The 25,978-nt window shown below is 69.7% G+C and carries 14 protein-coding genes and 1 riboswitch; of the genes, 11 read left to right on the forward strand and 3 right to left on the reverse strand.

The window, feature by feature from the left end; all coding sequences use genetic code 11:
- Positions 1-139 precede the first annotated feature (139 nt).
- From sdhC to FLP10_RS03570, 4 genes are read left to right on the forward strand one after another with little or no spacing between them, the layout of a single operon-like run.
- Positions 140-559 (forward strand): succinate dehydrogenase, cytochrome b556 subunit, encoded by a 420-nt coding sequence (gene sdhC, locus FLP10_RS03555; protein ID WP_149159621.1) that lies wholly within the window; start codon positions 140-142, stop codon positions 557-559.
- Between the two features lie 15 nt (positions 560-574).
- On the forward strand, positions 575-1,021 hold the full coding sequence (locus FLP10_RS03560; RefSeq protein ID WP_149159622.1) for a succinate dehydrogenase hydrophobic membrane anchor subunit: 447 nt from the start codon (positions 575-577) through the stop codon (positions 1,019-1,021).
- 7 nt (positions 1,022-1,028) lie between these two features.
- Positions 1,029-2,834: a succinate dehydrogenase flavoprotein subunit gene (gene sdhA / locus FLP10_RS03565; protein ID WP_149159623.1), complete on the forward strand. Its 1,806-nt coding sequence runs from the start codon at positions 1,029-1,031 to the stop codon at positions 2,832-2,834.
- A gap of 1 nt (position 2,835) precedes the next feature.
- Positions 2,836-3,597, forward strand: a complete 762-nt coding sequence (locus tag FLP10_RS03570) for a succinate dehydrogenase iron-sulfur subunit (protein WP_149159624.1) — start codon at positions 2,836-2,838, stop codon at positions 3,595-3,597.
- Between the two features lie 190 nt (positions 3,598-3,787).
- Here the strand turns inward: FLP10_RS03570 and FLP10_RS03575 are convergent, their stop codons facing one another.
- Positions 3,788-13,432, reverse strand: coding sequence for a VWA domain-containing protein (locus FLP10_RS03575; RefSeq protein ID WP_149159625.1), 9,645 nt, complete (start codon positions 13,430-13,432; stop codon positions 3,788-3,790).
- A gap of 317 nt (positions 13,433-13,749) precedes the next feature.
- Positions 13,750-17,190 (reverse strand): DUF7927 domain-containing protein, encoded by a 3,441-nt coding sequence (locus FLP10_RS03580; protein ID WP_168209094.1) that lies wholly within the window; start codon positions 17,188-17,190, stop codon positions 13,750-13,752.
- 172 nt (positions 17,191-17,362) lie between these two features.
- Here FLP10_RS03580 and FLP10_RS03590 point away from each other — a divergent pair, with 172 nt between their 5' ends.
- The 5 genes from FLP10_RS03590 to FLP10_RS03610 are packed head-to-tail and all read left to right on the forward strand — an operon-like array spanning position 17,363 to position 21,584.
- Positions 17,363-18,721 (forward strand): YihY/virulence factor BrkB family protein, encoded by a 1,359-nt coding sequence (locus tag FLP10_RS03590; RefSeq protein ID WP_246150163.1) that lies wholly within the window; start codon positions 17,363-17,365, stop codon positions 18,719-18,721.
- Between the two features lie 10 nt (positions 18,722-18,731).
- Complete coding sequence (locus FLP10_RS03595) at positions 18,732-19,568, forward strand: exodeoxyribonuclease III (RefSeq protein ID WP_149159628.1); 837 nt, start codon at positions 18,732-18,734, stop codon at positions 19,566-19,568.
- Between the two features lie 54 nt (positions 19,569-19,622).
- Positions 19,623-20,633, forward strand: coding sequence for a tryptophan--tRNA ligase (gene trpS, locus FLP10_RS03600; protein ID WP_149159629.1), 1,011 nt, complete (start codon positions 19,623-19,625; stop codon positions 20,631-20,633).
- A gap of 8 nt (positions 20,634-20,641) precedes the next feature.
- Positions 20,642-20,842 (forward strand): hypothetical protein, encoded by a 201-nt coding sequence (locus FLP10_RS03605; protein ID WP_149159630.1) that lies wholly within the window; start codon positions 20,642-20,644, stop codon positions 20,840-20,842.
- 13 nt (positions 20,843-20,855) lie between these two features.
- Positions 20,856-21,584, forward strand: coding sequence for an HAD family hydrolase (locus FLP10_RS03610; RefSeq protein ID WP_149159631.1), 729 nt, complete (start codon positions 20,856-20,858; stop codon positions 21,582-21,584).
- A gap of 84 nt (positions 21,585-21,668) precedes the next feature.
- Here FLP10_RS03610 and FLP10_RS03615 read toward each other — a convergent pair whose 3' ends face one another.
- A complete protein-coding gene (locus FLP10_RS03615) occupies positions 21,669-23,399 on the reverse strand; it encodes a glycerol-3-phosphate dehydrogenase/oxidase (protein WP_149159632.1) in 1,731 nt (576 codons plus the stop codon).
- Between the two features lie 153 nt (positions 23,400-23,552).
- Here FLP10_RS03615 and FLP10_RS03620 point away from each other — a divergent pair, with 153 nt between their 5' ends.
- Together FLP10_RS03620 and ribD are read left to right on the forward strand one after the other, a co-directional pair.
- Complete coding sequence (locus FLP10_RS03620; protein WP_246150165.1) at positions 23,553-24,530, forward strand: sugar-binding transcriptional regulator; 978 nt, start codon at positions 23,553-23,555, stop codon at positions 24,528-24,530.
- A gap of 187 nt (positions 24,531-24,717) precedes the next feature.
- Positions 24,718-24,860: riboswitch (FMN riboswitch) on the forward strand.
- 73 nt (positions 24,861-24,933) lie between these two features.
- Complete coding sequence (ribD, locus tag FLP10_RS03625) at positions 24,934-25,977, forward strand: bifunctional diaminohydroxyphosphoribosylaminopyrimidine deaminase/5-amino-6-(5-phosphoribosylamino)uracil reductase RibD (protein ID WP_210418467.1); 1,044 nt, start codon at positions 24,934-24,936, stop codon at positions 25,975-25,977.
- The last annotated feature ends 1 nt before the right edge of the window (position 25,978 follow it).

Genomic DNA, 25,978 nt, shown 5'->3' on the forward strand with positions numbered 1-25,978 from the left:
CTCGGATATCTCGATGTCGAGAGAGTTAGGCAGCCCTAAGCGGCGCGTGCTCCACCCCGGGGATAGACTCGGGTGCGGGCCGTCGTGCCCGTCGCGCTCCAGATCGCGGGGCGAATCACACAGCCATGGAGGGTTGTTCATGCCAGAAACCGAGGCAGGAACCCTGACCGCACCCACCCCGGCCAAGCAGCGGCCGGGCGGCACGCTCTACCGCGGCCGCGAGGGCATGTGGTCGTGGGTGCTCCACCGCATCACGGGCGTCGCCATCTTCTTCTTCCTCCTCGTGCACATCCTCGACACCGCGCTGGTGCGGGTCAGCCCCGAGGCCTACAACGCGGTGATCGGCACCTACCAGACGCCCATCATGGGTCTCGGCGAGGTCGCCCTGGTCGGGGCGATCGTGTTCCACGCGTTCAACGGCATCCGGGTCATCCTGGTCGACTTCTGGGCCTGGGCCACGCGCCACCAGAAGCTGCTCTTCTGGATCGTGATCGGCCTGTGGGTCGTCACCATGCTCGGGTTCGCGCCGCGGCACCTCATGAACGTCTTCAGCCACTAGGAATCGGGAATCGACGTGACCTCCACCATCGAATCGCCCCGGACCCCGGCACGGCCCGCGCCCAAGCGCGGCGTGAACCTGGAGAAGTGGGGCTGGATCTACATGCGGGCCTCGGGCGTCGTGCTCGTCGTGCTCGTCTTCGGCCACCTGTTCGTCAACCTCATGGTCGGCGAGGGCGTCAAGGCCATCGACTTCGGCTTCGTCGGGGGCAAGTGGGCACAGCCGTTCTGGCAGTGGTGGGATTGCCTGCTGCTGTGGCTCGCGCTCATCCACGGCGCCAACGGCATGCGCACGCTCGTGAACGACTACACGAACCCCGGCACCGTGCAGCGCATCCTGAAGGGCGCCCTGCTCGTGGCGGTCGTGGTGCTGCTCACGCTCGGCACTCTCGTGATCTTCACCTTCGAACCGTGCCCGGCAGGCTCGCCCGCCGAGCTCCTCCCCTCGTTCTGCGCCGCCTAGGAGACCCGTGACCAGCGAGACCCACGCCGAGACCAAGGTCGTCGACGGCGTCCACTACCACCAGTACGACATCGTCATCGTCGGCGCCGGCGGCGCCGGCATGCGGGCGGCGATCGAGGCCGGCCCCGGCGCGAAGACCGCGGTCATCTCCAAGCTCTACCCGACGCGCTCGCACACGGGCGCCGCGCAGGGCGGCATGGCCGCCGCCCTCGCGAACGTCGAGGAGGACAGCTGGGAGTGGCACACCTTCGACACCGTGAAGGGCGGCGACTACCTCGTCGACCAGGACGCCGCCGAGATCCTCGCGAAAGAGGCGATCGACGCGGTCATCGACCTCGAGAACATGGGCCTGCCGTTCAACCGCACCCCCGACGGCAAGATCGACCAGCGCCGGTTCGGCGGGCACACCCGCGACCACGGCAAGGCGCCCGTGCGCCGGGCCTGCTACGCGGCCGACCGCACGGGGCACATGATTCTGCAGACGCTGTTCCAGAACTGCGTCAAGCTCGGCATCGAGTTCTACAACGAGTACTACGCGCTCGACCTGATCATGACCGAGGTCGACGGCGTCCCCCAGCCGTCGGGCGTCGTGGCGTACGAGCTCGCGACCGGTGAGCTGCACGTCTTCCAGGCCAAGGCGATCATCTTCGCCACCGGCGGCTTCGGCAAGATCTTCAAGACCACCTCGAACGCGCACACCCTCACGGGCGACGGCGTCGGCATCATCTGGCGCAAGCAGCTGCCGCTCGAGGACATGGAGTTCTTCCAGTTCCACCCGACCGGCCTCGCGGGCCTCGGCATCCTGCTCACCGAGGGCGCACGCGGCGAGGGCGCGATCCTGCGCAACGCGAGCGGCGAGCGCTTCATGGAGCGATACGCCCCCACGATCAAAGACCTCGCGCCGCGCGACATCGTCGCCCGCTGCATGGTGCAAGAGGTCGCCGAGGGTCGCGGCGCGGGCCCCCACAAGGACTACGTGCTGCTCGACTGCACCCACCTGGGCGCCGAGGTGCTCGAGACGAAGCTGCCCGACATCACCGAGTTCGCGCGCACCTACCTCGGCGTCGACCCGGTGTACGAGCCGGTGCCCGTGATGCCGACCGCGCACTACGCGATGGGCGGCATCCCCACCAACGTCGCCGCCGAGGTGCTGCGCGACAACGAGACCGTGGTGCCCGGCCTGTACGCGGCCGGCGAGTGCGCCTGCGTGTCGGTGCACGGTTCGAACCGCCTCGGCACGAACTCCCTGCTCGACATCAACGTGTTCGGCAAGCGGGCGGGCCGCAACGCGGTCGAGTACGTCAAGTCGGCCGAGTTCACCCCGCTGCCGGATGACCCGGCGAAGGAGGTCCGCGAGCTGCTGCAGGGCCTTCGCGACGGGAGCGGCACCGAGCGGATCGCCGCGATCCGCAAGGAGCTGCAGGACGAGATGGACCGCAACGCCCAGGTGTTCCGCACCGACGAGTCGCTCGCGCATGCCGCCGGCGTGATCGGCGAGCTCCGCGAGCGGTACAAGCACATCGCCGTGCAAGACAAGGGCAAGCGGTTCAACACCGACCTGCTCGAGGCCGTCGAGCTCGGGTTCCTGCTCGACCTCGCCGAAGTCGTCGTGCACTCCGCGCGCAACCGGAAAGAGAGCCGCGGCGGCCACATGCGCGACGATTTCCCGAACCGCGACGACGAGAACTACATGCAGCACACCATGGCGTACCTGACGGGCGACGCGCACTCGTCCGACGCATCCGACCACATCCGGCTCGACTGGAAACCGGTCACGGTGACGCGCTACCAGCCGATGGAGAGGAAGTACTGACGTGAGCACCGCCACCCTGGAGCAGCCGCCCGCCGCCGAAGCACCGGTGCAGTCGTTCACGGTCACGTTCCTGATCCGCCGGTTCGACTCCGACGTCGACACCGAGCCGCACTGGCAGGACTTCGACGTGCAGATGTACCCCACCGACCGCGTGCTCGACGCGCTGCACAAGATCAAGTGGGAACAGGACGGCTCGCTGACCTTCCGCCGCTCGTGCGCGCACGGCATCTGCGGGTCCGACGCGATGCGCATCAACGGCCGCAACCGGCTCGCGTGCAAGACGCTCATCAAGGACCTCGACATCTCGAAGCCGATCTACGTCGAGGCGATCAAGGGCCTGCCGCTCGAGAAGGACCTCGTCGTCGACATGGAGCCGTTCTTCGCCTCCTACCGCGAGGTGCAGCCGTTCCTGCAGGCCGCGTCGAAGCCCGAGCCCGGCAAGGAGCGCGTGCAGTCGGTCGCCGAGCGCGCCCGCTTCGACGACACGACCAAGTGCATCCTGTGCGCGGCGTGCACGTCGAGCTGCCCGGTGTTCTGGACCGACGGCCAGTACTTCGGCCCCGCCGCGATCGTGAACGCGCACCGCTTCATCTTCGACTCGCGCGACGACGAGGCCAAGGTGCGCCTCGACATCCTGAACGATAAAGAGGGGGTGTGGCGCTGCCGCACGACCTTCAACTGCACCGAGGCGTGCCCTCGCGGCATCGAGGTCACGAAGGCCATCGCCGAGGTGAAGCAGGCCGTGATGCGCGGCAAGCCGTAGCATCCGTCGAACGCTCGAAGGGCCGGTGCGATGTACCGGCCCTTCGTCGTCTCCGGGGGACCTGGAAGCGGGGACCTGGGAGGGGCCGGTCGCCCGACCGGCCCCTCGGTGGTGGCCGGATCGTCGTTCCCCGAAGACGTTCCGACCACACGGTGCGCCGCGTCACTCTCGCGGCGCACCGTGCGATCCGTCAGACGACGGTTCCCCCCTTTCGGCGACGGATCGCTCCGATCGTCACGACCAGGCCGCCGAGCATCACCAGCAAGCCCGCGTACCAGAGGATGCCGTCACCGAATCCGGTCGACGCGATCCTCGGCAGGCCGACGGTCACGTCGTCCTCGGCGCAGACGACCTGCGGGTCGCTCGTGCCGTCGGGCAGCACCTCGCTCCAGCAGACCTCGCCGGTGTTGACGATGCTGCCGACCGTGGTGCCCGGCCGCACGTGGACGCCAAGCTTCACCTCGGGCGCCGACGTGTAGTTCTGACCGAGCACGCCGTTCAGGTCGCATCGGAGCGTTCCGCCGTAGCCCTGCGAGTCCTTGCCGGTCACCTGGCAGTTCTCCCAGCGCGGGAACGTCGGAGCGCCCGCCGTGGTGATCGAGTCGACCCGCAGGTGCGACGGGATCTCGTCGAAGAGCGTCACGGGCTGCGCGGCGCCGATGCCGGTCGAGGTGACGTTCAGCGCGTAGCTGAAGTCGGCCCCGGGCGTCGTGGTGGTGACGCTCGCCGTCTTCTCGATCGCGATGGCCGGCGGCCGGTCGAGCGCACAGCTCGGGAGCGCCTGCGGGTAGACCGCGAGCACCGACTGCGACGGGTTGATCGAGAAGGTGATCGTCGCCGGGTTCTCCATGTCGCGCCACGCGTAGGTCGGCACGGTCTCATCGAGGATGAGGTCGAGGTACCGGGTCCCCGGAACCACCGAGCCGGGGTTGGCGAGGTCGGTCTCCGTCACCGGACGCCAGCCCGGGAACGCATACGGCACGCCGTTCTCGTCGACCGCGGCTCCGGGCCAGAGCAGCCGGCCGCTTCGCGCATCCCACGGGATCGTGTCGACCCGGGTCTGCGACCCGTCGGCCGACGTCCACGTCACCGTGATCTCATCGGGCTCGACGCCTTCGCTCACCTGCACGTCGTAGTACAGCCACGGCACGTCGTTCACGCAGCGGACGTACACGCCCGGGTCGATCGCCTTCTTCGGCACGTCGGCCGTGTCGCAGTCGTCGGCGGCCACCAGGTCGGGCAGGTAGCGCTGCTCCTGGGCCAGCGTCGGCACGTCGTCCACCGGCGGCGTCATCGAGACGCACGCCTGGTTGGGGATGTCGGCGAGGTCGATCGGCGTCGGCGTCGGAATCGGGTCGTCGGGCCCGACCACGTCGGGCGGCTCGACCGGCTCGGTCGGCAGCATCCGCACCGGGATGGTGATGACCGTCACAGGCCCGGGTGCGAACGGTCCGATGCCATGGGCGGCGAACGCGTTCGAGTCGGCCGGAGTCGTCTCGGTCCACGTACCCTCGCCGTCGAACGTCGCCGGGCCCGTGATCTCGAGCTGCGGGTCGATCAGGTCGGTGACGTCGAGCTCGGCGATCGGCATGGTGCCGTAGTTGGTCACCGTGAGCCGGTACTCGAAGTCCTCGTTCGCGTCGACCGCGGTCACGCCCTCGGGCAGGATCGCCTCCTTCACGATCCCGACGTCCGACGTGTCGGCGACGTTGACCAGGTCGCACGTGGTCAGCAGGCCCGCAACGACCGAGCCGATGGCGTCGTCCTCGGTCGCATCGTCACAGCTCCAGGGCTGCGCCGCGTAGTACGCGAGCAGCGGGTGCGCCGCGCGTGCCGGAGTGATCTGCTCGCTCAGCCCGTAGTCGCCCACCGGGACCGTGAACACGAGGTCCTGGCCGCCGAAGTTCGACACCGAGCGCTGCGGGTTGCTGCCGAGCAGCGACCAGTCGTTCGCCGCCAGCAGCGGAGCCGGAGGCGTCCAGCCGAGCGCCTCGGTCAGCGCCTCGAACGCCGAGTTGTCCACGGCCTTCGTCAGCTTGATGCGCCCGACGGGGATGTCGATGCAGGCGTCGTCGGGCGTCTCCACGGTGCCGTTCGTCATGACGGCCCCGTTGTAGGCGCCCTGCCCGGGCATAGACCCGTCGGGCCCGCAGAGCACGTCGCCGATGTCGACGACGTTCGCCACGTTCACGATCACCGTGATCGAGTAGGTGTGCACCGTCGCCCCGTCGCCGGCGGCGGCGATCGCCTGGCCGGTCACGAGCGTGGTCTCGCTCGCACCGTTCCAGCCGCTGACGTCGGCGCCCGAGTCGGTGGTCGCCGAGGCCTCGACGATCGTGCTCCCCTCGGGGAACCCGAGCGTGTCCTCGAGGTCGTAGAAGAGGTCCTTCTCGCTCGCATTCGTGACGGTCAGCGTGTACTCCACCTGCCACGCGCCGGCGTTGTCGCCGACGGGGATGAGCGTCGCCGTACCGTTCGCCGACTTCTCGAACGTGGTGCGGGCCGGCTCGTCGCAGTCGGTGGCGACCGTCGGCAGGTCGTCGACGGTGAGCGTCGCCAGGTTGCGGAACCCGCCCTCGCCGATCGTGTCGCCCTCGGTGCACTCGGCGGGCACGGGCTCGTCGCCCTCGGCCTGCCAGGCCGCCGCCGTCACCGTCGCGTCGACCGTCACCGTGTACCGGTGCGTGGTGTTCGCGGGCAGCGGCGCGTCGGTCGCGAGCGTGGCCTCGAGGTTCTCGTCGACCGGGTCGGTCCAGGCGCCGTCGGCGTCGGCGTCAGCGTCGGGGCCGTCCCAGCCGGCCGACTCGATCTCGATGCCCTCGCCGAACCGGTCGAGCGTGTCGGTGAGGTCGTACACGGTCGGCGACACCTTGCTGGTGTTCACCACGTCGATCGCGTACACGATCGTCCACGTGCCGTCGGGGTTCTGCACCGTCGACAGCACCTGCTTGTCGAAGGTGTAGGTCGCCGGCTTCGCGGTGTTCGTGATCGTGCAGGTCACGTCGTCGCCCGGCTGCAGCGTGATCTCGCCGTCGTCGAGCGCGACCGGCGCGCCTCCGGCGGTCGGTACGCAGTTCCAGACGGATGCCTCGAACTCCTCCATGCCGTCGAAGTCCGCCGACTCGCCGAGCGTGTAGGTGGTGTTCGCATCGACCGAACCGGTCGCCGTGCCCTCGCCCGTCAGCACGGTGGTGTCGCCGTCGTTCGCGAAGAGGGTCCACAGATCGGGACCGAAGTCCGCGGCGATCGTGTCGGGCTCGACCACCTTCACGAGGGTGAGCTTCGGCGCGATGTCGACGTTCTCGATCCAGCAGTCGACGTCGGCGCCGAGCACCTTCACGGTGAGCATCGCGCTCCGGCTGCCGTCGGTCCTCTGCAGATCGAACGCGTCGGGCGTGTCGGACGAGCAATTCCAGGTCGCGAAGACCTCGTACCCGTTCGCCGTCGCCGTGTCGTTCGCGACCTCGTTCAGCGTGTAGCCCACGTTGAGCTCCACGTCGCCGCTCACGCCCACGCCGTCGACCGGCGAGTCGGGACCGGCGAACCCGTCGGTGTCGTCACCCGCATTGCTGGCCGAGAGCGTCCAGTCCGAGGCATCCGCATCGCCGCCGTGGTCGTTGTGCACGACCTTGTCGAGCGTGACCGTCTGGATGCACTCGACCTCGTTGGTGATCGTGAAGGTGTTCACGGTTTCGGTGAGATCGTAGAGGCCGCTGCCGTTCTGCTCGACGTTCACGATGCGGCAGGTGTCGGGGATCACGACGTCGGTCTCGTCGACCTCGACCTCGTCACCGAGCGCGTACGGGCCCGACACCGCGCCCCAGTCGACGTGCTCGTCGTCGAGCGTGCCCTGGGCGGTGAACCCGGCGGGCAGGTCATCGCTGTCCCACGCGATCGGGTCGCCGCCGTTGAGGACCCACTCCTTGTCGACGATCACGACGATCGGCACGTCGAAGCAGTCCTCATCGCTCCAGGTGCCGCCGGACGTCGCCACGGCGCCGTTCAGCAGACCCTTCGCACCGTCGTCGCCCTCGCAGAGCAGCGACGGATCGTCGGTCTCGACGTCGTCGTCCACCGTGAACCAGACGGTCACCGTGTAGGTGTGCGTCGCGTCGCCGGCGAGCTCCTGGTCGGTGACGACGCGCGTCACGTCGTCACCGTTCCATGCGGGATTCACGGTGACATCCGGGCTCGTCACCGTGGCGTCGGTGATGGTCACCGCGTCGGTGAACTCGGGCGCGTCGTCCAGGTCGTAGACGAGCGCCTGAGTCAGATGCGTGTTGTGCACCGTGACGGTGTACGTCGCCTTCCAGGCCTGCTCGGCCTCGTCCCAGACCGCCGTGTCGCCGACCTTCTCCTTCACGATCTCGGGCTCTGCCGGGGTCGCGCAATCGGTGTCGCGCTGGGTGGTCTGACCGCTGACCAGCACGGCCTCGTTCAGGAACCCGACGTTCGGGGTGTTGTCGGTCGGCTGACAGATGTTCGTCGTCGGCACGTCGAACGCGTCGGCCGGCACCGTCGCCCTCACCGTGACCAGGAACTCGTCGACCTCGTCGATGCCGATCACCGCGGCCGGGCTGACGATCGTCGTCGTCGGCGTGCCCGTCGGGTCGGCCCACGAACCGCTCGCGGAGCCGCCCTCGGTCTGCGACCACGACGCCGACTGGATCTCGACGGCAGAGCCGAAGCGCAGCGTGTCGGAGAGCGTGTACGTCGACACGAACTCCTCGTTGCCCGTGACGGTCACCGTGTAGGTGATCGTCCAGACGCCGTCACCGCCCTGCACCGCCGTCGCGTCATGCTTGTCGACGGTCGGCGTGCCGCCCTCCTCGATGGATGTGCAGTCCCAGTCGGAGCTCGTGATGGCTCCGCTCGTGACCGTCGCCGAGTTGAGGAACCCCTTGCCGGGCGTGCCGTTCTCGGTGCACTTCTGGTCGTCGGTCGAGACGGCGCCCGCGGGCACGTCCACGTTGAAGACCAGGGTGTGGATCACCTGGCCGCCTCCGAGGATCGGCGCGTTGGAAGCCAGCGTCACGGGACCGCCCGCGTACGGCTGCGCCGGGCCGCCGTTGACCGAGACCGTCTTGTAGACGACACCGCTCGCGAACGCCGGCGTGTCGGTCAGCGAGTAGTAGACGAGCTTCGCACCGGGGGCCGTGTTGTCGACCTTGACGGTGTAGCTCACGTTCCACGAGGCATCCGGCTGCTGCGACGCGGTCGCACCCGACTTGTCGACCGTCGGAGCGGTCGGGAAGTCGCACGCGTGCTGCTGCGTCGTGACGCCGCCCGTCAGCACCGACGACACGTTGTTGAATGCGCCGTTGGCCGTGTCACCGGGGCAGGCGGTCTGCTGCGGCGTGAGCGCCGGACCGGCGAGCGTGATGCCCGTGATCGTGACATCGAACGTGTGGACGTTCGCGCCGGCGCCGGCCGAGGTGCCCGGCAGGTACCGGTTGCTGAGGATCACGCCCGCGCCTGCCCACGAGGTCGTGAAGCCCGGGTTGCCGACTTCGACCACGCTGAAGCCGCTCGGGCCGGGCAGGTTCACGCCGGCGCCGAACGCCGGGGTGTCGGCGAGGGTGTAGACGCCGCCGTTCGCCGACGAGTTGGTGACCACGATGCGGTAGGTGATCGACCAGCTTCCGTCAGACGCCTGCGCCGCAGCCGTCTGCACAGCCTTGGTGTGCGTGATGTTCGGCGGCGTGAGCTCGATGCAGGCGTCGTCGTCGATCTCCTGGTTGCCCGAGACGACCTGGCCGAGGTTGCGCAGTCCGTTGGTCGGGCAGGTGAACGACCCGCTGTTCGCGGTGAGCTGCACCACCACCGAGACGGTGTAGATGTGCGCCACGGCGCCGCCGGGGAGCGATACGTCGTTCGCGATCTGGGTGTTGGGGGCAGTGCCCGTCCAGGCGGGGTTCAGGCTGCCGGGGCCGGTCACCGACACGCTCTGCACGGTGGTGCCGGCGGGCAGGGCGAGCGTGTCGAAGAGGTCGTAGACGACGCCGGTCGTCGCTGACGGATTGCCGACGGTCAGCGTGTAGTTCAGCGTGAACGTGCCGTCGCCGTTGTCGACGACGGGGTTCTGCACCGCCGGCGACTTGACGAACGTCGGCTTCACCGGCAGGGCGCAGGCCTCGTCGCTGTACGTGGCGTCGTTCGCCTTCAGCGTCGCGACGTTCAAGAACCCGACGGTGCCGGGGACGCGGTCGTCGCTGTCGCACTGGGCGAGGCTGGTGCCGCCGAAGTTCGCGCCGGCGTCGACGGTCGCGTTGACGACCACTCGCCAGGTGTGCGACGAGTTCGGCGCGAGCGGCGGTTCACCGGTGAATGCCTGCACGCCGCCGTCGAGGACCGTGAAGTTCTCGACACCGCCCGCGGGCTCGGGCAGGATCCGCTGGTAGGTCGCCGAGTTCACGTCGACCTGCGAACCGAACTCGAGCTCGTCCTCGAGCTGGTAGTTCAGCGTGTTGAACGCGCCCGGGTTGGTCACCACGATGTCGTAGGTGATCGTCCAGGTGCCGTTCGCGTTGGCGATCGGGGTGCCCACGACCGACTTGGTGATGGTCGGAACGACCGGCTTCAGCTCATTCGTGACGGTGCAGTCGACCTGGTCGCCGGGGTTCAGCGCCGGGAGGCTGGTGCCGGTGTTCACGTTCTGGTTGCCGCCGTTGAGCGTGCAGCTCCACTGGCCGGCGAAGAACTGACCCGCGTTCGGCAGCGAGGTCGACTCGGCGAGGGTGATCGGCTGGCCCGCGGCGATGTCGACGTAGCCGCCCGTCGTGCCCGCGACCGGGCCGACCGGAGTGCCGACCTGCGGGGTCGCGCTCAGCAGCCAGTTGGTCGGGCTGACGTTCGTGCCGACGACGACCTTGACGAGCCGGATCTTCGGTGAGACGGGCTGGTTGGTGACGACGCAGGCGCCTTCCTGACCACCCGCGATCGACACCGTGCTGCCCGGGCTGAACGGACCACCGGCCGTCGCGCGGCACTGGATGCCCTGCAGTGTCCAGCCCGCCGGGCCGCCGGGCTGCTCGCCGATCGTGTACGACTGCCCGGGCTTCACCCAGACGTGCAGGCCGTGCTGGCCGGTCTCGATCGGCAGGTTCGGGTCGGCGCTCGGGGTCGCGGTCAGGTTCCACGCCGTCAGAGCGGGCGGCGTGACACCGTCGGGCACGTTCGCGAGCGCCTTGGTGAGCGTGAGCCCGGCGGTGTGGTTCGTGACACGGCACTCGATGCTCTGACCGATCTGCGGGGTGACCGTGTTGCCCTCCGCGGCGGGGATCCACGCCTGACCGCCGTTCGTCGAGCACTCCCAGCCGCCCGACTGGACGTAGACCTTGGTGATGGGCTTGTCGGCCTTGCCCGCCTCGGAGAGCGTGTAGGTCGTGCCGGGCGTGACGTTCGCGGTCACACCGGAGTCGCCCGACGGGCCGCCGTTCGAAGCGCTCAGCGTCCAGTCGCTGGTCGCAGCGGGGCCGTTCGCGACGACCTTCGTCAGCTTCAGCGGCACCGTGCACGTCGCGGTGTTCGTGATCGTGAACTCGTTGAGCCCGGCGCCGAGGTTGGCGACGGTCGCGCCGTTCAGGGTCGACGATCCGGCGACCTTCGAGTAGCTCGTCGCGACCGTGCAACCGGCCGGCGTCGTCACGCCCGACTCGGCGAGCGTCAGCCCCTGACCGAGGGTGTACGCCGTCGACGTGGCACCGAACGCGAGCCCGTTGCCGGGGGCGGCGAGGGCCAGCGTCGCGTTGAATCCGCTCGGGTGCGTATTGATCGGCGCGCTCTGCCCGTTCACCACCCACTGCTTGTTGACCTTCACCTCGCTCGCGATCAGCCTGTTGATGACGGTGCAGGTGATGGTGTCGCCGGTCTTCAGGCCGTTCAGCGTGAACGGCTCAGTCGTCTGGTTCAGTACGGTCGCGCCGCTGCCGTCGACGCAGATCACGCTCTCGATCTGGTAGTTCGAGGGGCCCGACTCGTCGAGGGTCAGGTTCGCCTGCTGCGCGTTGTTCGTGAACGAGATGGTGTACGGGGTCGGCAGCAGGCCGTTCGCGTTGGTGGCCTGGGCGCCGTTGTTCGGGCTCGACGGCGTCAGTGTGCCGGCGCCTGCGTGCGTCGGCGTGAAGGTCCAGCCCGAACCGTTCGACAGCTGGCCGTCTGCCCCGCGCACCTGCTTGTGCACCTGCACGGTTGCCGCACAGGTGAGGCCCGCGGCGAGGTTCCGCAGTTGGGTGGCGACCGTCGCCCAGTCGCTCGTGATCGCGAAGTCCGAGTTGCCGATCGTCTGCCCGCTGTTCGGCCACTGCACCGGGCCGGTCACGCTGCGCAGGTTCTGCGGAAGGCCCGGAACCAGGTAGGCGCCGACGCCGAAGGCGATGAGCTGCGTGTTCTGGTTCTTGATGTTGTTCGCCGAGAGGATCGCCTCTTCGATCTGTCGCAGGCCCGTCCAGCTGCCGTCCTGCTGGGCGTTGCCCCACGCGGTCGGGTTGCCGTCGGTCATCATCACCGCGACGTCGTAGGAGCCGCCGATCTGGTTGATGCCGCGATCCCAGTTGGTGTACTGGGTGCCGCTCACGCTGAGGCCGTTGATCGAGTTCAGCAGCGAGGTCTTGTTCGCGTCGGTGAGGTTCGCCTGGGAGGCCACCGCACCGGCGGGAACGTTCGTGCCGAAGGTGAACAGGCTCACCGAGACACCGCTGCCCGTACCGCCGTTCGCGCCGGCGAAGGCGTTCACGAACGCGGTCGCCGCGGCCTTCGCGCCGACGAGTCCGGCATCCGTCGGGCTGACCATCGACGTCGAGAGGTCGACGATGATCGCGACCTTCAGGCCCGGCGTACACATCGGCTGGTACTTCGGGTTCGACAGCGAGGCGATCTGATCGTTGTCGATGTGGTTCCATCGGTTGGCGTAGCCGCTGCCCGAACTGAACCCGCTCGAAGCGAGGCTCGCAATGGTCGCGGTGTCGCTCACGGCGGCGTTCGTCGGGAGGTTCGACGTGCCGGTGTTCGGCAGCTGGTAGGTGTTGTCGACGACCAGCACGGGCGTGCGGAACGCGTAGGGGTTCGCCGCGAACCGGTCGGTGCCGGAGTTGGTGTTGTTGCCGGTCACGAGGAAGTTGCTCAGGAACGACGCCGCGCCGGTCGTCCCGATGGGAACGGCCCAGTACCGCACGTTGGTCTGGGCCTGCGGGACGACGATGTCGCAGTCGCCGTCGGCGTCGGTCGTACAGGTCAGGCCCGCCACGGCAGCGCCGGGGTAGGAGCGCCCGCTGCCGCTCGCATCGGTGTACAGCTGGAACTGGATGCCCGCGGTGCTCGCGGTGCCCGGGCCGCCTTCGGCGTTGCGCAGGGTGCGAAGGTTCACGTTGACGACCGCCGTCGTCGAGGTGTCGGGCACGACGAACATCGGCGTGATCTCGGGGTTGAGGGACTGGCGCTGCTGGGGCGTCGGCGCATCGTCCTCGACGACCTCCTCGGCCGGCACGTCGTCCTCGGGCGCTTCCTCGACGGGCGGCACCTCCTCGACGACCGGCTCCTCGACCGCGGGCTCCTCGACCGGAGGCTCCTCGGCGGGCACCTCCTCGGCCGGCACCTCGGCCGCGAACGCCGCCTGGTCGCTCGGGGTCTCCGTCGTCGCCTCGCTCGAGGTCGCGCTCAGCGGGTCGACCGGCGTCTCCTCCGCGGCCGCCATGGTCGGCAGCCCGAGCATCAGGAGCGCTGCGGCGGTCACCGATGCCACGGCTGAGAACAGCCCCCGACGCCGGCTGCGCTTGGCGTGCTCACGGCGCTCGCGTCGCGAGAGCGAGGGCTGGTCGGAGTGCTTCGGGAGTTTCATCGTCGGTTCCCCCAAGTCGGGTCGAGCGTTGCGATCAAAAAGATGAGGATCACGCAACTACCCATCGAGTCAATCAGCCGGTGATAGGGCGCAACAGTGCGCCGAGGTGACCAATACGGGGGACACACAAGGCCAACTTTCCCGCCTTGATCTGGTATTTTCCGGAACCTGCCACCCGAATAGGGGGGATTTGCGCACCACGCTCGCCGTCCGGGAGTGGCCCGGCTGCCGAACCCGTCGCGCCGGCCGAGCATGAACGACCGGATGCTCCACCGCACGGTAGCGGCGGAGCATCCGGTCTCTTGGGGCGCGTTCGGTCAGTCCTGCTCGAGGCCGCGTCGGCGCACCCAGCTGCGACCCGCAACCAGCGCACCGCCCATGAGCAGGATCACCGCGAACGGAACCAGCCAACCGCCGGCGAAGCCGGTGCCCGCAATCCGCGAGCCGCTCCCGCCCGCCGGGTTCGGGCCGGGGCCCGGGCCCGGGTTCTCAGGCGGCGCCGCGTTGCAGTTCGGCGTGGGCGGCGGGTAGGCGGTGATCACGTCGGTCGACGGGTTCACCCTGATCTCGACCACCGCCTCGTCGCGCAGATCGTAGAATGGCGCGTCCGGGTCGAGCACCCAGGTGCCGTCGGGCAGCAGGGTCCAGCCGGGCCAGTCGATCGGGTTGCCCTCGGCGTCGACCTCGGCGCCCGGCCACAGCTGCTGGCCGGCGAGCGTGTCGCCCGGCGCCCAGTCGGGCGGGATGACCACGTAGTCGACCTGCGAGGCGCCGTCGGCCAGGAGGGCCGCCTCATCGGCCGCATCGATCGACGGGTCGCGGTTCTCGTAGGCGTCGAGCGTCCACCAGATGAGGGCGACCGCCGGCAGCGGGGCTTCCATGTTGTACGGCGTCACCGCGTAGGTGAACCACGGGGTGTCGTTGACGCACTGCGCCGCCCCATCGAGCGCCACCGACTTCACGGGCGTGGATGCCTCGTCGCAGTCGGCGAGCGGACCGTCGATGTCGGGGTCATCGGCCGGCGGCTCCTCGTCGAACGCGATCGCGAGGGCGCGCAGCGGGACGTCCAGCGGTTCCTGCGGCGGGATCTCCCCCGCCACACACGCCGTGTTCACGAGATCGGGGATCGGCACCGTCGGGTCGGGCTGGGCGAGCTCGCCCACCTCGACATCGAACTCGAAGATCACGCCCGGGTAGGCGATCGGGTCGAACGGGCCCGGCGTCTCCTGCGAGAAGGTCACCTGCCCGGGTACGGATGCATCGAGCACCCATCCCGCCGGCACCACCTCCGAACCCGGCACGAAGGTCAGGCCCTCGGGGAGCGTGTCGGTGACGACCGGATTCTCGACCGGCGCGTTCCCGCTGTTCCAGACACCGATGGCGTAGCTGATCACGTCGGGCGGGTCGTCGCCCGAGTCGACCGGGTTGTCACCGCCGTCGTGCTCCCAGAGCTTCTGGATGCGCAGGTTCGGGTCGGCGACCTCGTGGTCGGTCGTGCACTCGCCCTCGGCCAGCACCACGACCTCGCCATCCTGGGGCGGCGGCGGGCACGACCCGGGATACTCGGGCGTCACGACGTTCGTGAGGGTCTGGCCCCACGCGTCGTCGTTCACGATCACCGTGTACGAGGTGGATACGGAGTCGCCCGGCTCGAGGTCGGGCACGGCCCACGTCAGCGTCGTGCCCTCGAGGGTCAGTCCCGGGCCGAGCTCGTCGATCGTGGCATTGTCGAGCACGTCGCTCAGGTCATCGGTGGCGATGCCGCCGATCACCGGCGCCTCAGAGAAGTTGTACGCGTCGAGTTCGTACGTCACCTCATAGCCCGGGTAGACCACCGAGCCGCTGGGCGGATTCGAGTACTTCCGAAGCTCCCAGCCCGGCGTCGGGTTCTCGGTGACGCACAGGTCGGGCTCGCCCTCCGCCGGTGCCGGGCAGTTGGTCAGCACGACGTTGCGCAGGACCGAGCCCGGCGGCACGTCGGCATCGACCTGAACTCGATACCTGATGTTCAGGGTCTCGGCCTTCGTGAGCTGGGCGAGCTTCAACAGGTACTTGCCCGGCGTGCCGTCCCAGTCGGACGACACCACCGGCGCCGGGGTCAGCAGCCCGACGAAGCTGACGTACGGCGCGAGCTGGCTGATGTCGTCGTCGATGTCGAAGTCGGTGACGTTCGGACCGCTCAGGTGCCGGATGTGCAGGGTGTAGTCGATGAAGTCGCCCGCCTCGACCGCGGTGCCGCTCGGCGGGTCGCTGGTCTTCGTCACCTCCCACTTGGCGGTCTCGTTCTCGACCCAGCAGTGCACGATGTCGAGCTTTCCGACGTCGACACTCCAGGTCGGTGAGCCCTCGTCATGGGTGATCGGAACCTGTTCGCCATTGAGCTCGCAGTACAGGTTCTCCAGGCCGTGGTTCGGCCGAGTCTCTTCCGTGATGGTCACCGTGCGCACGTCGGTCTGCGCGTCGTAGCCCTCGACCTCGAAGATGCCCGTGCCGTCGGCCAGGGTGGTGAGCGCGGCCGGCGTGACGTCGGTGGTCGGAGTCTCGAAGCCCCAGCCCCCGGTGGCGACCCCGTCGACGCTCTTGTGCACGACGACGGTGCCGCCGCAGAGCGCGGTGGCGACGGCACGCAGGTCCTCGGCGAGGGTCGCGTAGCTCGTCGTGGTCATGTAGTCGGCCGTGTTGATGTTCGAGCCATCGGCTGCGAGCACCTCGGCGCCCGAGATCGCCACGATCGGGCCGGTCGACACCGACGGACCGACGCCGACCACGAACACGTGCGAGGGCGTGCCCTTGATCGCATTGGCCTCGAGCACGGCCGGGTCGAGCGCACCCGGCGATCCGTCGGGGAACTGCCCCCCGTTGGCCGGGTTGACGGTGTTCGGGTTGCCGTCGGTGATGACCACGGTCAACTCGACGGTGTCGTCGAAGCCGCCGAACGTGCCGAGCCCGACCTCGAGTCCGCGCTTCCAGTTCGTCCACCCGTCGGAGACGAGCCCGGCGTACGAACCCTGAATCGTCCCGAGGTTCCCCGAGGTCAGGTCGGTCGCGGGGAGGAGCAGGTAGGCATCCTGGTCGAACGAGACGACCGAGACCTGCGACCCGAGGTCGACGAGCGCACCGGTGAACGCGTTCGCGGCCGACTTCAGGTTCGCGATGCCCGCGCCGCCGATCGAGCCCGACTTGTCGAGGATGAGCGCGATGTCGATACCGCACGAGTCGGGCAGGTCGGGGTTGCCGTTCTCGTCGACGGCGGCAGCGGCGGCGAACGACCGAAGCCCGGCATTCTGGCTCGCGAGGCAGTCGAGGTAGGCGGTGCGATCCTCGAGCTCGCTCGACGGCTTCAGGCTCTCGCACGAGAGCGGTTGCTGCGGCGGGGCGATGGATGCCTCGGCCGACCGGTTGGCCACGCTCGGCCCGCTGTCCGCGGTCGGCTCAGCCGGATCGTTCTCGGTTTCGACTTCGGACGCCGGATCGGGCTCAGGTGCGGGCTCAGGTGCGGGCTCCGGCGCCGGCTCGGGTGCGGGCTCCGGCGCCGGCTCCGGCTCGGCAGCCGGCTCCGGTGCCGGCGCCTCGGTCGCGGGATCGGCTGCGGGCGAAGCGTCCGTGGTCGCGGCGACGACCGCATCGACGGGCTCCTCGGCTGCGGCGATCATCGGCGACCCGGCGAGCGCGAGCGCGGCGACGAGGATGCCGCTCACGGCGGTTCGGAGACCGGGGATGCGGCTCCGGTCGTGGCGAGCACTGCGGTGGTCGTTCATGGCGACTCCTGGCATTGACGAGCGTGGGGGGCGCGATGGTGTGATGGGCGGCGCCGCCAGTCTCGCCACGTCCGGCCCGATCCGCTAGGATTCCTCGGTTTCTTGCCCCCGAAATGGGGGGTGTTCATGTTTCCGAATGTTTCGCGAACGAGCCCCTCGATATGGTGATGACGTGGGCGACGGGCGACGTTCGAACGGCAGACGAAGCGCCGTCGCGCCCGAGCCGGGCGCCGACAGCGCCGACGACGCGCGGCGGAGCGCCGCGGCATCCGACCTCGATGTCGACCGCCCCGACCTGCGCGAGCGGATCGACGACCTGAGCCAGCCCCTCCGCGAACGCTTCGACCCGCAGATCCGCACCGTGACCACCATCACGCAGAAGACGCTCGCCCTGTTCCCCGTGCGGGTCTGGCGCCACTTCCTCGCCCAGAACGGCTTCATCCTCTCAGCCGGCATGAGCTATCAGTCGCTGTTCGCCGTGTTCGCCGGCATCTACGTCGTCTTCGCCGTCGCGGGCATCTGGCTCACCGGTTCCGAACCCGCGATGACGGCGTTCGTGGCGCTCGTCAACACCTACGCGCCCGGGCTCATCGGCGACGAGAACGCGGTGATCAGCCAGGAGGCACTCGCCCAGATCGCGCAAGCGTCGAGCGGCGTGCTCGGATGGACCGGTGTCATCGCCCTCGCCGGCTTCATCTGGACAGCCATCGGCTTCGTCACCTACGCACGGATCGGCGTGCGCAGCATGTTCGGACTGCCGAAGGACTCTCGCTCGTACGTCCTGCTGAAGGCACGCGACCTGCTCGCCGCGCTCGCGTTCGGACTCGTGCTGCTGCTGGCGACGGCCATGTCGATCGTCACGGTGAACTTCATCGACTGGATGCTCCAGCTGCTCGACTGGGACTTCTCGTCGCGATGGTCGACCTACTTCATCCAGGGCGGCGCGCTGCTCGTCGTGTTCGCCATCGACACGCTCGCTTTGGCTGCACTCTTCCGCTTCCTCTCGGGAGCGGCGATGCCGTGGCGGCGGATGTGGGTCGGGTCGCTGCTGGGGTCGGCCGGGATGTCGCTGCTGCAGCTGTTCAGCTCGGTGGTGCTCGTGTTCACGACCTCGAACCCGCTGCTGGCGACCTTCGCGGTGTTCATCGGTCTGCTGCTGTGGTTCCGGGTGACCAGCATCGTGATCCTGGTCGCGGCGAGTTGGGTCGCGGTCGAAGCCACCGACGCGCACGAGTCGCTGCGCCTCGTGACCCCCGAGCAGCTCGCGGCCGAGCGCGCGGCGCGCGAGCGGGCTGCGCTGATCACGGCCGCCGAGGTCAAGGTGCGCGAGGCGCGCGACGGCGTCGAGCACTCCGGATGGCTCAGACGGATCGCCGCGCGACGCCGCCTCGAGCGCGCCGAGGCGGAACTCGAGCGCGCCCGGGCGACGCCCGCGCCCGAACTCGCAGGCGAGCTGCGCCCCGGCGGGCCCCCCGTGGCCGAGAAGGCTGCCCGCCCCCTCGCGGAGAAGGATGTCGGCGGGCTCCCATAAGATCGATCGCATGCCCTCGAAGCCCCTGCGCATCGCGACCGTGAACGTCAACGGCATCCGGGCCGCATACCGCCGAGGCATGGGTGATTGGCTCGCCGATCGCGGCGTCGACATCCTCGCATTGCAAGAGGTGCGCGCCTCCACCGACGACCTGACCGCGCTGCTCGGCGACGGCTGGGACGTCGTGCACGACCCGGCGACGGCCAAGGGGCGCGCGGGCGTCGCCATCGCGAGCCGTCACCGGGCGAGCCTGCACCGCGTCGAACTCGGCGGCCCAGACTTCGACACCGCGGGGCGCTGGCTCGAGGCCGATTACGAGGTGGGCGATCGCATCGTCACCGTGGTGAGCGCCTACGTGCACACCGGCGAGGTCGACACGCCCAAGCAGATCGAGAAGTACCGCTTCCTCGACGCCATGGAACACCGCCTGCCCGAGCTCGCCGCCCACTCCGAGCTCGCGGTCGTGCTCGGCGATCTCAACGTGGGGCACCGCACCCTCGACATCAAGAACTGGCGGGGCAATCGCAAGAACGCCGGGTTCCTGCCGGACGAGCGCGCGTACTTCGACCGCTTCGTCGGGGCCGAGGGCGACGAGCTCGCGAACCACGGCGCCGGGCTCGGCTGGGTCGACGTCGGTCGCCGCTCCGCCGGCGAGGTCGACGGCCCGTACACGTGGTGGTCGTGGCGCGGCAAGGCGTTCGACAACGACACCGGCTGGCGCATCGACTACCACCTCGCGACCCAGGCGCTCGCCGACACCGTCGCGTCGTACACGGTCGACCGCGCCGCCGCGTACGACGAGCGATGGTCCGATCACGCGCCCGTCGTCGTCGACTACGCGATCTGACGCGGGCATCGCCGCTCCGCTCTGCTCCGACTCACTGCAAGGATGTCTCGAATCATGACCACCGCCCGCCCTGTCGTCTTCTCCGGCATGCAGCCGTCGAGCGACTCGCTGCACCTCGGCAACTACCTCGGCGCGCTCGTCAACTGGGTGAAGCTGCAAGACGAGTTCGACCCCATCTACTGCGTCGTCGATCTGCACGCGATCACCGTCGCGCAAGACCCTGCTGAGCTGCGCGCCTCGACCCGGCGCACCGCGGCGCAGTACCTCGCCGCCGGCGTCGACCCGCTGCGGTCGACGCTGTTCGTGCAGTCTCACGTGCCGGCGCACGCCGAACTCGCCTGGGTGCTCGGCACCATCACGGGCTTCGGCGAGGCGAGCCGCATGACCCAGTTCAAAGACAAGTCGGCCAAGCAGGGGGCGGATGCCACGACGGTCGGCCTCTTCACGTACCCCGTGCTGATGGCCGCCGACATCCTGTTGTACGGCACCGACCTCGTGCCCGTCGGCGACGACCAGCGCCAGCACCTCGAACTGACCCGCGACCTCGCCGGCCGGTTCAACTCGCGGTTCGGCGAGACGTTCACCGTGCCCGAGGCGTACATCCCGAAGGAGTCGGCCCGCATCTACGACCTGCAAGACCCCACGTCGAAGATGTCGAAGTCGGCGGCGAGCGACGCGGGCCTGATCCGCCTGCTCGACGAGCCGGCCCGCACCGCGAAGAAGATCAAGAGCGCGGTCACCGACACCGAGCGCGAGATCCGCTACGACCCCGCCGCCAAGCCCGGCATCTCGAATCTGCTCGACATCTACGCCACGATCACGGGCTCGACGATCGCCGAGCTCGAGCAGCAGTACGTCGGCCGGGGCTACGGCGACCTCAAGAAGGAGCTCGCCGAGGTGGTGGTGGGCGCGCTCGAGCCGATCCGCACTCGCACGTTCGAACTGCTCGACGACCCCGCCGAACTCGACCGCATCCTCGCCGTCGGTGCTGAGAAGGCGGCCGAGCGGGCCGAGCGCACCCTCGCGGACGTCTACGAACGCGTCGGCTTCCTGCGCCGGCGATAAGCCCCGAGATGCAGCCCGTCTCGCTCCGCACCGCTCGGCTCGTGCTCGACCAGCCGACTCCCGACGACGTCGACGCGATCGCTCTCGCCGGTCAGGATCCGCTGATCGAGCGGCGTATGACCGGCGCCGAGCTGATGGGCGTGATCGGGTCGCGGCGCGATCGCACGAGCCTCGGATCTCCGCATCGCACCGCGGGCACGGCTTCATGACCGGGACGTGCGCATGACCCTGCCGGCTGCGGTGCTGTTCGACCTCGACGACACGCTGTTCGCCCATCGCGGCGCGGTCGCCCGGGGCATCCTGACCTACCTCGACGCGGTGGGAATCGTCGCGACCGACGCCGACGCGGCCATCGCCGACTGGTACCGCCTCGAAGAGCACCACTACCACCGCTACCTCGCGGGCGAACTCGCGTTCGAGGGCCAGCGGCGGGCGCGGGCTCGCGACTTCGCCGCGTCGCACGGCGTCGAGCTCACCGACGACGAAGCCGGCGAATGGTTCACCGCGTACTTCGAGCACTATCGAGCGGCGTGGACGCTGCACGACGACGCGCTCCCCTGCCTCGACGCCTTGCGCGCGAAGCGCGGCGACATCCGGTTCGGGCTCATCACCAACGGCGACCTGGCGTTCCAGCAGCGCAAGGTCGCCCAGGTCGGGCTCGACCGCGTGATCGACCTGCTCGTCGCCAGCGGCGCGGTCGGCATCGTGAAGCCCGACGCGCGCATCTTCCACCACGCCTGCGAGCTGCTCGGAGTCGACCCCGCCGACGCGGCGTATGTGGGCGACCGCCTGCGCACCGACGCCATCGGAGCCGCCGAAGCCGGGCTGACCGGCGTGTGGCTGAACCGGGTCGGCGCGATCGCCGAACCTGCCGAGGCCGCACGCGCCGCCGAGCTCGGCGTGCTCGAGATCACCTCCCTCGACGAGCTGCCGGCCGCGCTGGCGCCGTAACGGAACCCGCCGTCCGCGCCCGAACGACGAGCGAAGCGGTGCGGTCGCCGAGGAGCGCGAGCCGGCAGCCCTCGATCAGGTGGATCAGACCTGCACGGTCACCGCGTCGAGCACGACCCCGTGGCGGTCGGCGAGCAGGCGTGCGGTCGAGTCGACCTCGGCGGCACGCCGGTCGGCGTCCCACCCGAGCACCTCTCCGGCGATGCCGGCGAGCTCGTCGAGCAGCGGCATCGTGAGCTGCCCCGCGAACGCGAGGCTCGTGCGCCGCTGCACGAGGTCGGCGAGGTGCACGACCCGCTCGGTTCGCACGAGGTACGCGATCTCCTCCCGGGTGTATTCCGAGTGCTGCATGAGTACGGTCTCGGGCCCGCCCTCGACCTCGGCGAGGTACTCCTCGGCCCGGGTGCCGTACCGCTCGAGCAGCTGCTCGGCACGCTCGCGGCCGACCTCGTCGCCGTGCGAGACCACCCACACGCGACGCGCGTCGGGCGTGGTCGGATACCCGGCCGCTCCACCGATCGGCAGCCCCTCGGTCGACCGCACGCGCTCGCGGCCGAGCAGCCCGAGCACCTCGTCGGACAGGTGCTCGGCGAGGGCGCGGAAGGTGGTCCACTTGCCACCGACCAGGCTCAGCATCGTCGTGCCGGGTCGCTCCGCGACATCCGACCGCTCGATGCGATAGTCGCGCGAGACGAATCCGGGCTGTGTGTCGTCGTGGCGCGGCAGCGGGCGCACCCCGGCGAACCGGTAGACGATCTGCGAGCGGTCCACCGCGATGTCGGGAAAGACGTGCGCGATGAGCTCGAAGAAGTAGTCGACCTCGGCCTCAGTGCAGACGGCGGGCTCGCGCAGGTCGTGCTCGAGGTCGGTGGTGCCGACCAGCACGCGGCCCTTCAACGGGTAGATCAGCACGATGCGCCCGTCGTCGTGCTCGAAGAAGATCTCGCGGCCGCCGGTCGCGGCGAGCAGCTCGGGGTGGTCGAGCACGATGTGCGAGCCTTTCGTGCCGCCCATGTACCGGGTCGGGCGGCCGAACGCCGCGTTGGTCAGGTCGGTCCACGGCCCCGACGCGTTGACGACGACGTCGGCGACGAGATCGAACTCGACGCCGCTCTCGCGGTCGCGCACCCGTAGGCCGCTCGCTCCCATGCCGATCGCCTCGACCTGGTTCGCTGCCCGGGCATGCGTGCCCGAGGCGAGTCCATCGTGCAGCACGTCGAGCGCGAGGCGCTCGGGGTCGTGCATGCTCGCGTCGTAATACGTTGCGGTGTACCGGATGGCGGGGTTGAGCTTCGGCAGCTCGGCGAGCGACTTCCGGCGGCCGAGGAACCGGTGTCGAGGCACGCTGCCGCCGTCGCGCGAGAAGGCGTCGTAGATCGTGAGCCCGGTCTTGATGAGCAGCGCACCACGCTCAGTGGGCTTGCCCTGCTGATGCGTGAGAAAGCGCAGCGGCGCCGACAGCAGCCCCGAGAAGGTCGAGAAGATCGGCACCGTGGTCTGCAGCGGCTTCACGTAGTGCGGTGCCGTGCGGATGAGCGCGTTGCGCTCGACGACCGATTCATGCACGAGGCGGAATTCACCGTTCTCGAGGTATCGAATGCCGCCGTGGATCATGTGGCTCGACGCGCTCGACGCGCCCGAGACGAAGTCGTCGCGCTCGACGAGCACGACATCGACGCCCTGCAGCGCGAGGTCGCGGAAGGTCGCGATGCCGTTGATGCCGCCGCCGACGATGACGACGGATGCCGCTGGGCGCGCCTGCAGGTCGGCGACCTCGGCACGCAGCGACGGAGCGGGGGTCGTGGGCTGGGTCATCCGATCGTTCCTTCCGTCGATCGACCACGCGGACTCGGCGCACGGATGCGCGTGCATGCGCTTGCCGGAAGTCTCGCGCGTGTGGGTGAATACATGGTGAACCGGTGCGAACGCACTTGCAATCCAACTGCACGAATGTGCAAAGGAGGCGCCATGATCGCGTCTGAAGACGGTCTGCAGACGCTGCCCGCGAAGAGCCGAACCGCCCTCCGCGCCGCGCAGCTCTACTACCTGCAAGACCTCACGATGGAGGCGATCGCCGACGAATTGGGTGTCTCGCGGTCGACCGTGTCGCGGCTGCTCTCGTACGCGCGCGACACCGGGCTCGTCGAGATCACCGTGCACTCCCCGCTCGAGGGCGTCGGCCGCCTCGAACAGGAGCTCGCCGATCGGTTCGACCTCGCCGTGCACGTGGTGCCGATGCCCGACCACACCACCGAGGTCGACCGTCTCGAGCGAGTCGCGATGTCGGCGGCGCGCATGCTCGGCGGGTTCGTCGACCAGGGCCAGTCGATCGGGTTGGCGTGGGGGTCGACGATGAGCGCGGTCAGCCGGCACCTCGTCGCCAAGCCGACCGCGGACACCCGCATCGTGCAGCTGAACGGCGCCGGCAACCTGCGCACGACCGGCATCCTGTACGCGAGCGAGCTGCTGCGCCGGTTCGGGGACGCGTTCGGCGCCGAGGTCGAGCAGTTCCCGGTGCCGGCGTTCTTCGACGATCCGACGACGAAGCAGGCGCTCTGGCGGGAACGGAGCGTCCGGCGCATCCTGACGCTGCAAGCCAGGCTGGATGTCGCGATCTTCGGTGTCGGCTCGCCCTTCGCCGACGTGCCGAGCCGGGTCTACCAGGGCGGCTACCTCGAGCGCGCCGACTACGAGTCGCTGAGCCGCAACGGGGTCGTCGGCGACGTGGCGACCGTGTTCTATCGGGCCGACGGGTCCACCGACGGCATCGCGCTGAACGCGCGCGGCACCGGACCCGACTTCGCCGCGCTGCGCCGGGTGCCGCGGCGCGTCTGCGTCGTCGCGGGTCGGGCGAAGCTGCCGAGCCTGCGCGGCGCGCTCGCGGCACGGCTCGTCACCGACCTCATCGTCGACGAGGGCACCGCCCGCGCCCTCGCCACCCCCTGACCCCTGACCCACCCGCCGCCGCGCGGTGCTTTTCTCAGGAGAGCTCGCCCGAATCGCGCGCTTTTCAGGAGAACACGCCGCGCATCCGGGTCGCGCGCACAGAAACGCCTGAAAAGGGCACCCGGGGGCGGGCGGATGACGCGGAATAACAAGGGCGTCAGGGCGTTGACCTAGAATCGACACGAGCAACGTGCTCCGGGGTCGGTGCAATTCCGAACCGGCGGTGAGAGTCCGCGAGCGTCGCACGTCAGGCCATCCGGCCGGGCGGGCGAGGTTGAACCGGTGGAATTCCGGTACCGACGGTGAAAGTCCGGATGGGAGGCGCACGTGTCGGCGACCGCACGCGCGGCCGCCGGATCCGGCATCACGCCGGGCGACCCGGAGCCGGAAACGGATGCACCGGATGACCGCCCACGAGGCCACGGCGACCGAGGTCGCGGCGATGCGCCGCGCCCTCGAACTCGCTGCACGCGGCCCCGCGACCGGTGTCAACCCGCGGGTCGGCTGCGTCATCCTCTCCCCCGCGGGCGACGTGCTCGCCGAGGGCTGGCACCGCGGCGCCGGCACCGCGCACGCCGAAGTCGACGCACTCTCGCACCTCGGGGCCGGGCAGGCGCACGGCGCCACCGCGGTCGTGACGCTCGAACCGTGCAACCACACCGGCCGAACCGGGCCCTGCGCGGTCGCACTGCTCGAGGCCGGCATCGGTCGTGTGGTGTACGCGGTCGGCGACCCGGGCGACCACTCGGCGGGCGGCGCACAGCACCTGCGCGCCGGCGGCGTCGACGTGGTCGGCGGCGTGCTCGAGGCCGAGTCCGAGGCGTTCCTCGACGACTGGCTGTTCGCTGCCCGCCACCACCGCCCGCGTGTCACGGTCAAGTGGGCGTCGACGCTCGACGGTCGCGCGGCGGCCGCCGACGGCACCTCGCAGTGGATCACCGGCGAGGCCGCCCGTGCCGACATGCACCGCCGCCGCGCCCTCGCCGATGCGATCGCGGTCGGCACGGGCACAGTGGTCGCCGACGACCCCGCGCTCACCGCACGCGACGCGGCAGGGCGCCTGCTCGACGCGCAGCCGGTGCCCGTGGTCTTCGGCTCGCGCCCCGTTCCGCCCGACGCCGCCGTGCTGCGCCACCCGCGTGATGCGGTGCTGCTCGCCGGCCACGACCTCGCCTCCGACCTGCGCCTGCTCGCCGAGCGAGGCATCCGATCGCTCTTCGTCGAGGGCGGGCCGACGCTCGCGAGCGCGTTCCTCGCCGCGGGACTCGCCGACGAACTGCTCGTCTACCTCGCGCCCGCCCTGCTCGGCGGGCCCCGCACCGCGATCGGCGACCTCGGCATCGCGACCATCACGCAAGCCCAGCGCTACGACTTCACCGACGTCACCCGGCTCGGCGACGACCTGCTCGTCGTCGCCCGACCGGTCACCCCGATCGAAGGGACCTGAC

It is taken from the genome of Agromyces intestinalis (assembly GCF_008365295.1).
GTDB lineage: Bacteria > Actinomycetota > Actinomycetes > Actinomycetales > Microbacteriaceae > Agromyces > Agromyces intestinalis.

Bases quoted from the DNA above. Each gene is read 5' to 3' on its own strand.
- sdhC (WP_149159621.1), top strand. From the start codon at position 140: ATGCCAGAAACCGAGGCAGGAACCCTGACCGCACCCACCCCGGCCAAG.
- FLP10_RS03575 (WP_149159625.1), bottom strand. From the start codon at position 13,432: ATGAAACTCCCGAAGCACTCCGACCAGCCCTCGCTCTCGCGACGCGAG.
- FLP10_RS03580 (WP_168209094.1), bottom strand. From the start codon at position 17,190: ATGAACGACCACCGCAGTGCTCGCCACGACCGGAGCCGCATCCCCGGT.
- FLP10_RS03595 (WP_149159628.1), top strand. From the start codon at position 18,732: ATGCCCTCGAAGCCCCTGCGCATCGCGACCGTGAACGTCAACGGCATC.
- trpS (WP_149159629.1), top strand. From the start codon at position 19,623: ATGACCACCGCCCGCCCTGTCGTCTTCTCCGGCATGCAGCCGTCGAGC.
- FLP10_RS03605 (WP_149159630.1), top strand. From the start codon at position 20,642: ATGCAGCCCGTCTCGCTCCGCACCGCTCGGCTCGTGCTCGACCAGCCG.
- FLP10_RS03610 (WP_149159631.1), top strand. From the start codon at position 20,856: ATGACCCTGCCGGCTGCGGTGCTGTTCGACCTCGACGACACGCTGTTC.
- FLP10_RS03615 (WP_149159632.1), bottom strand. From the start codon at position 23,399: ATGACCCAGCCCACGACCCCCGCTCCGTCGCTGCGTGCCGAGGTCGCC.
- FLP10_RS03620 (WP_246150165.1), top strand. From the start codon at position 23,553: ATGATCGCGTCTGAAGACGGTCTGCAGACGCTGCCCGCGAAGAGCCGA.
- ribD (WP_210418467.1), top strand. From the start codon at position 24,934: ATGACCGCCCACGAGGCCACGGCGACCGAGGTCGCGGCGATGCGCCGC.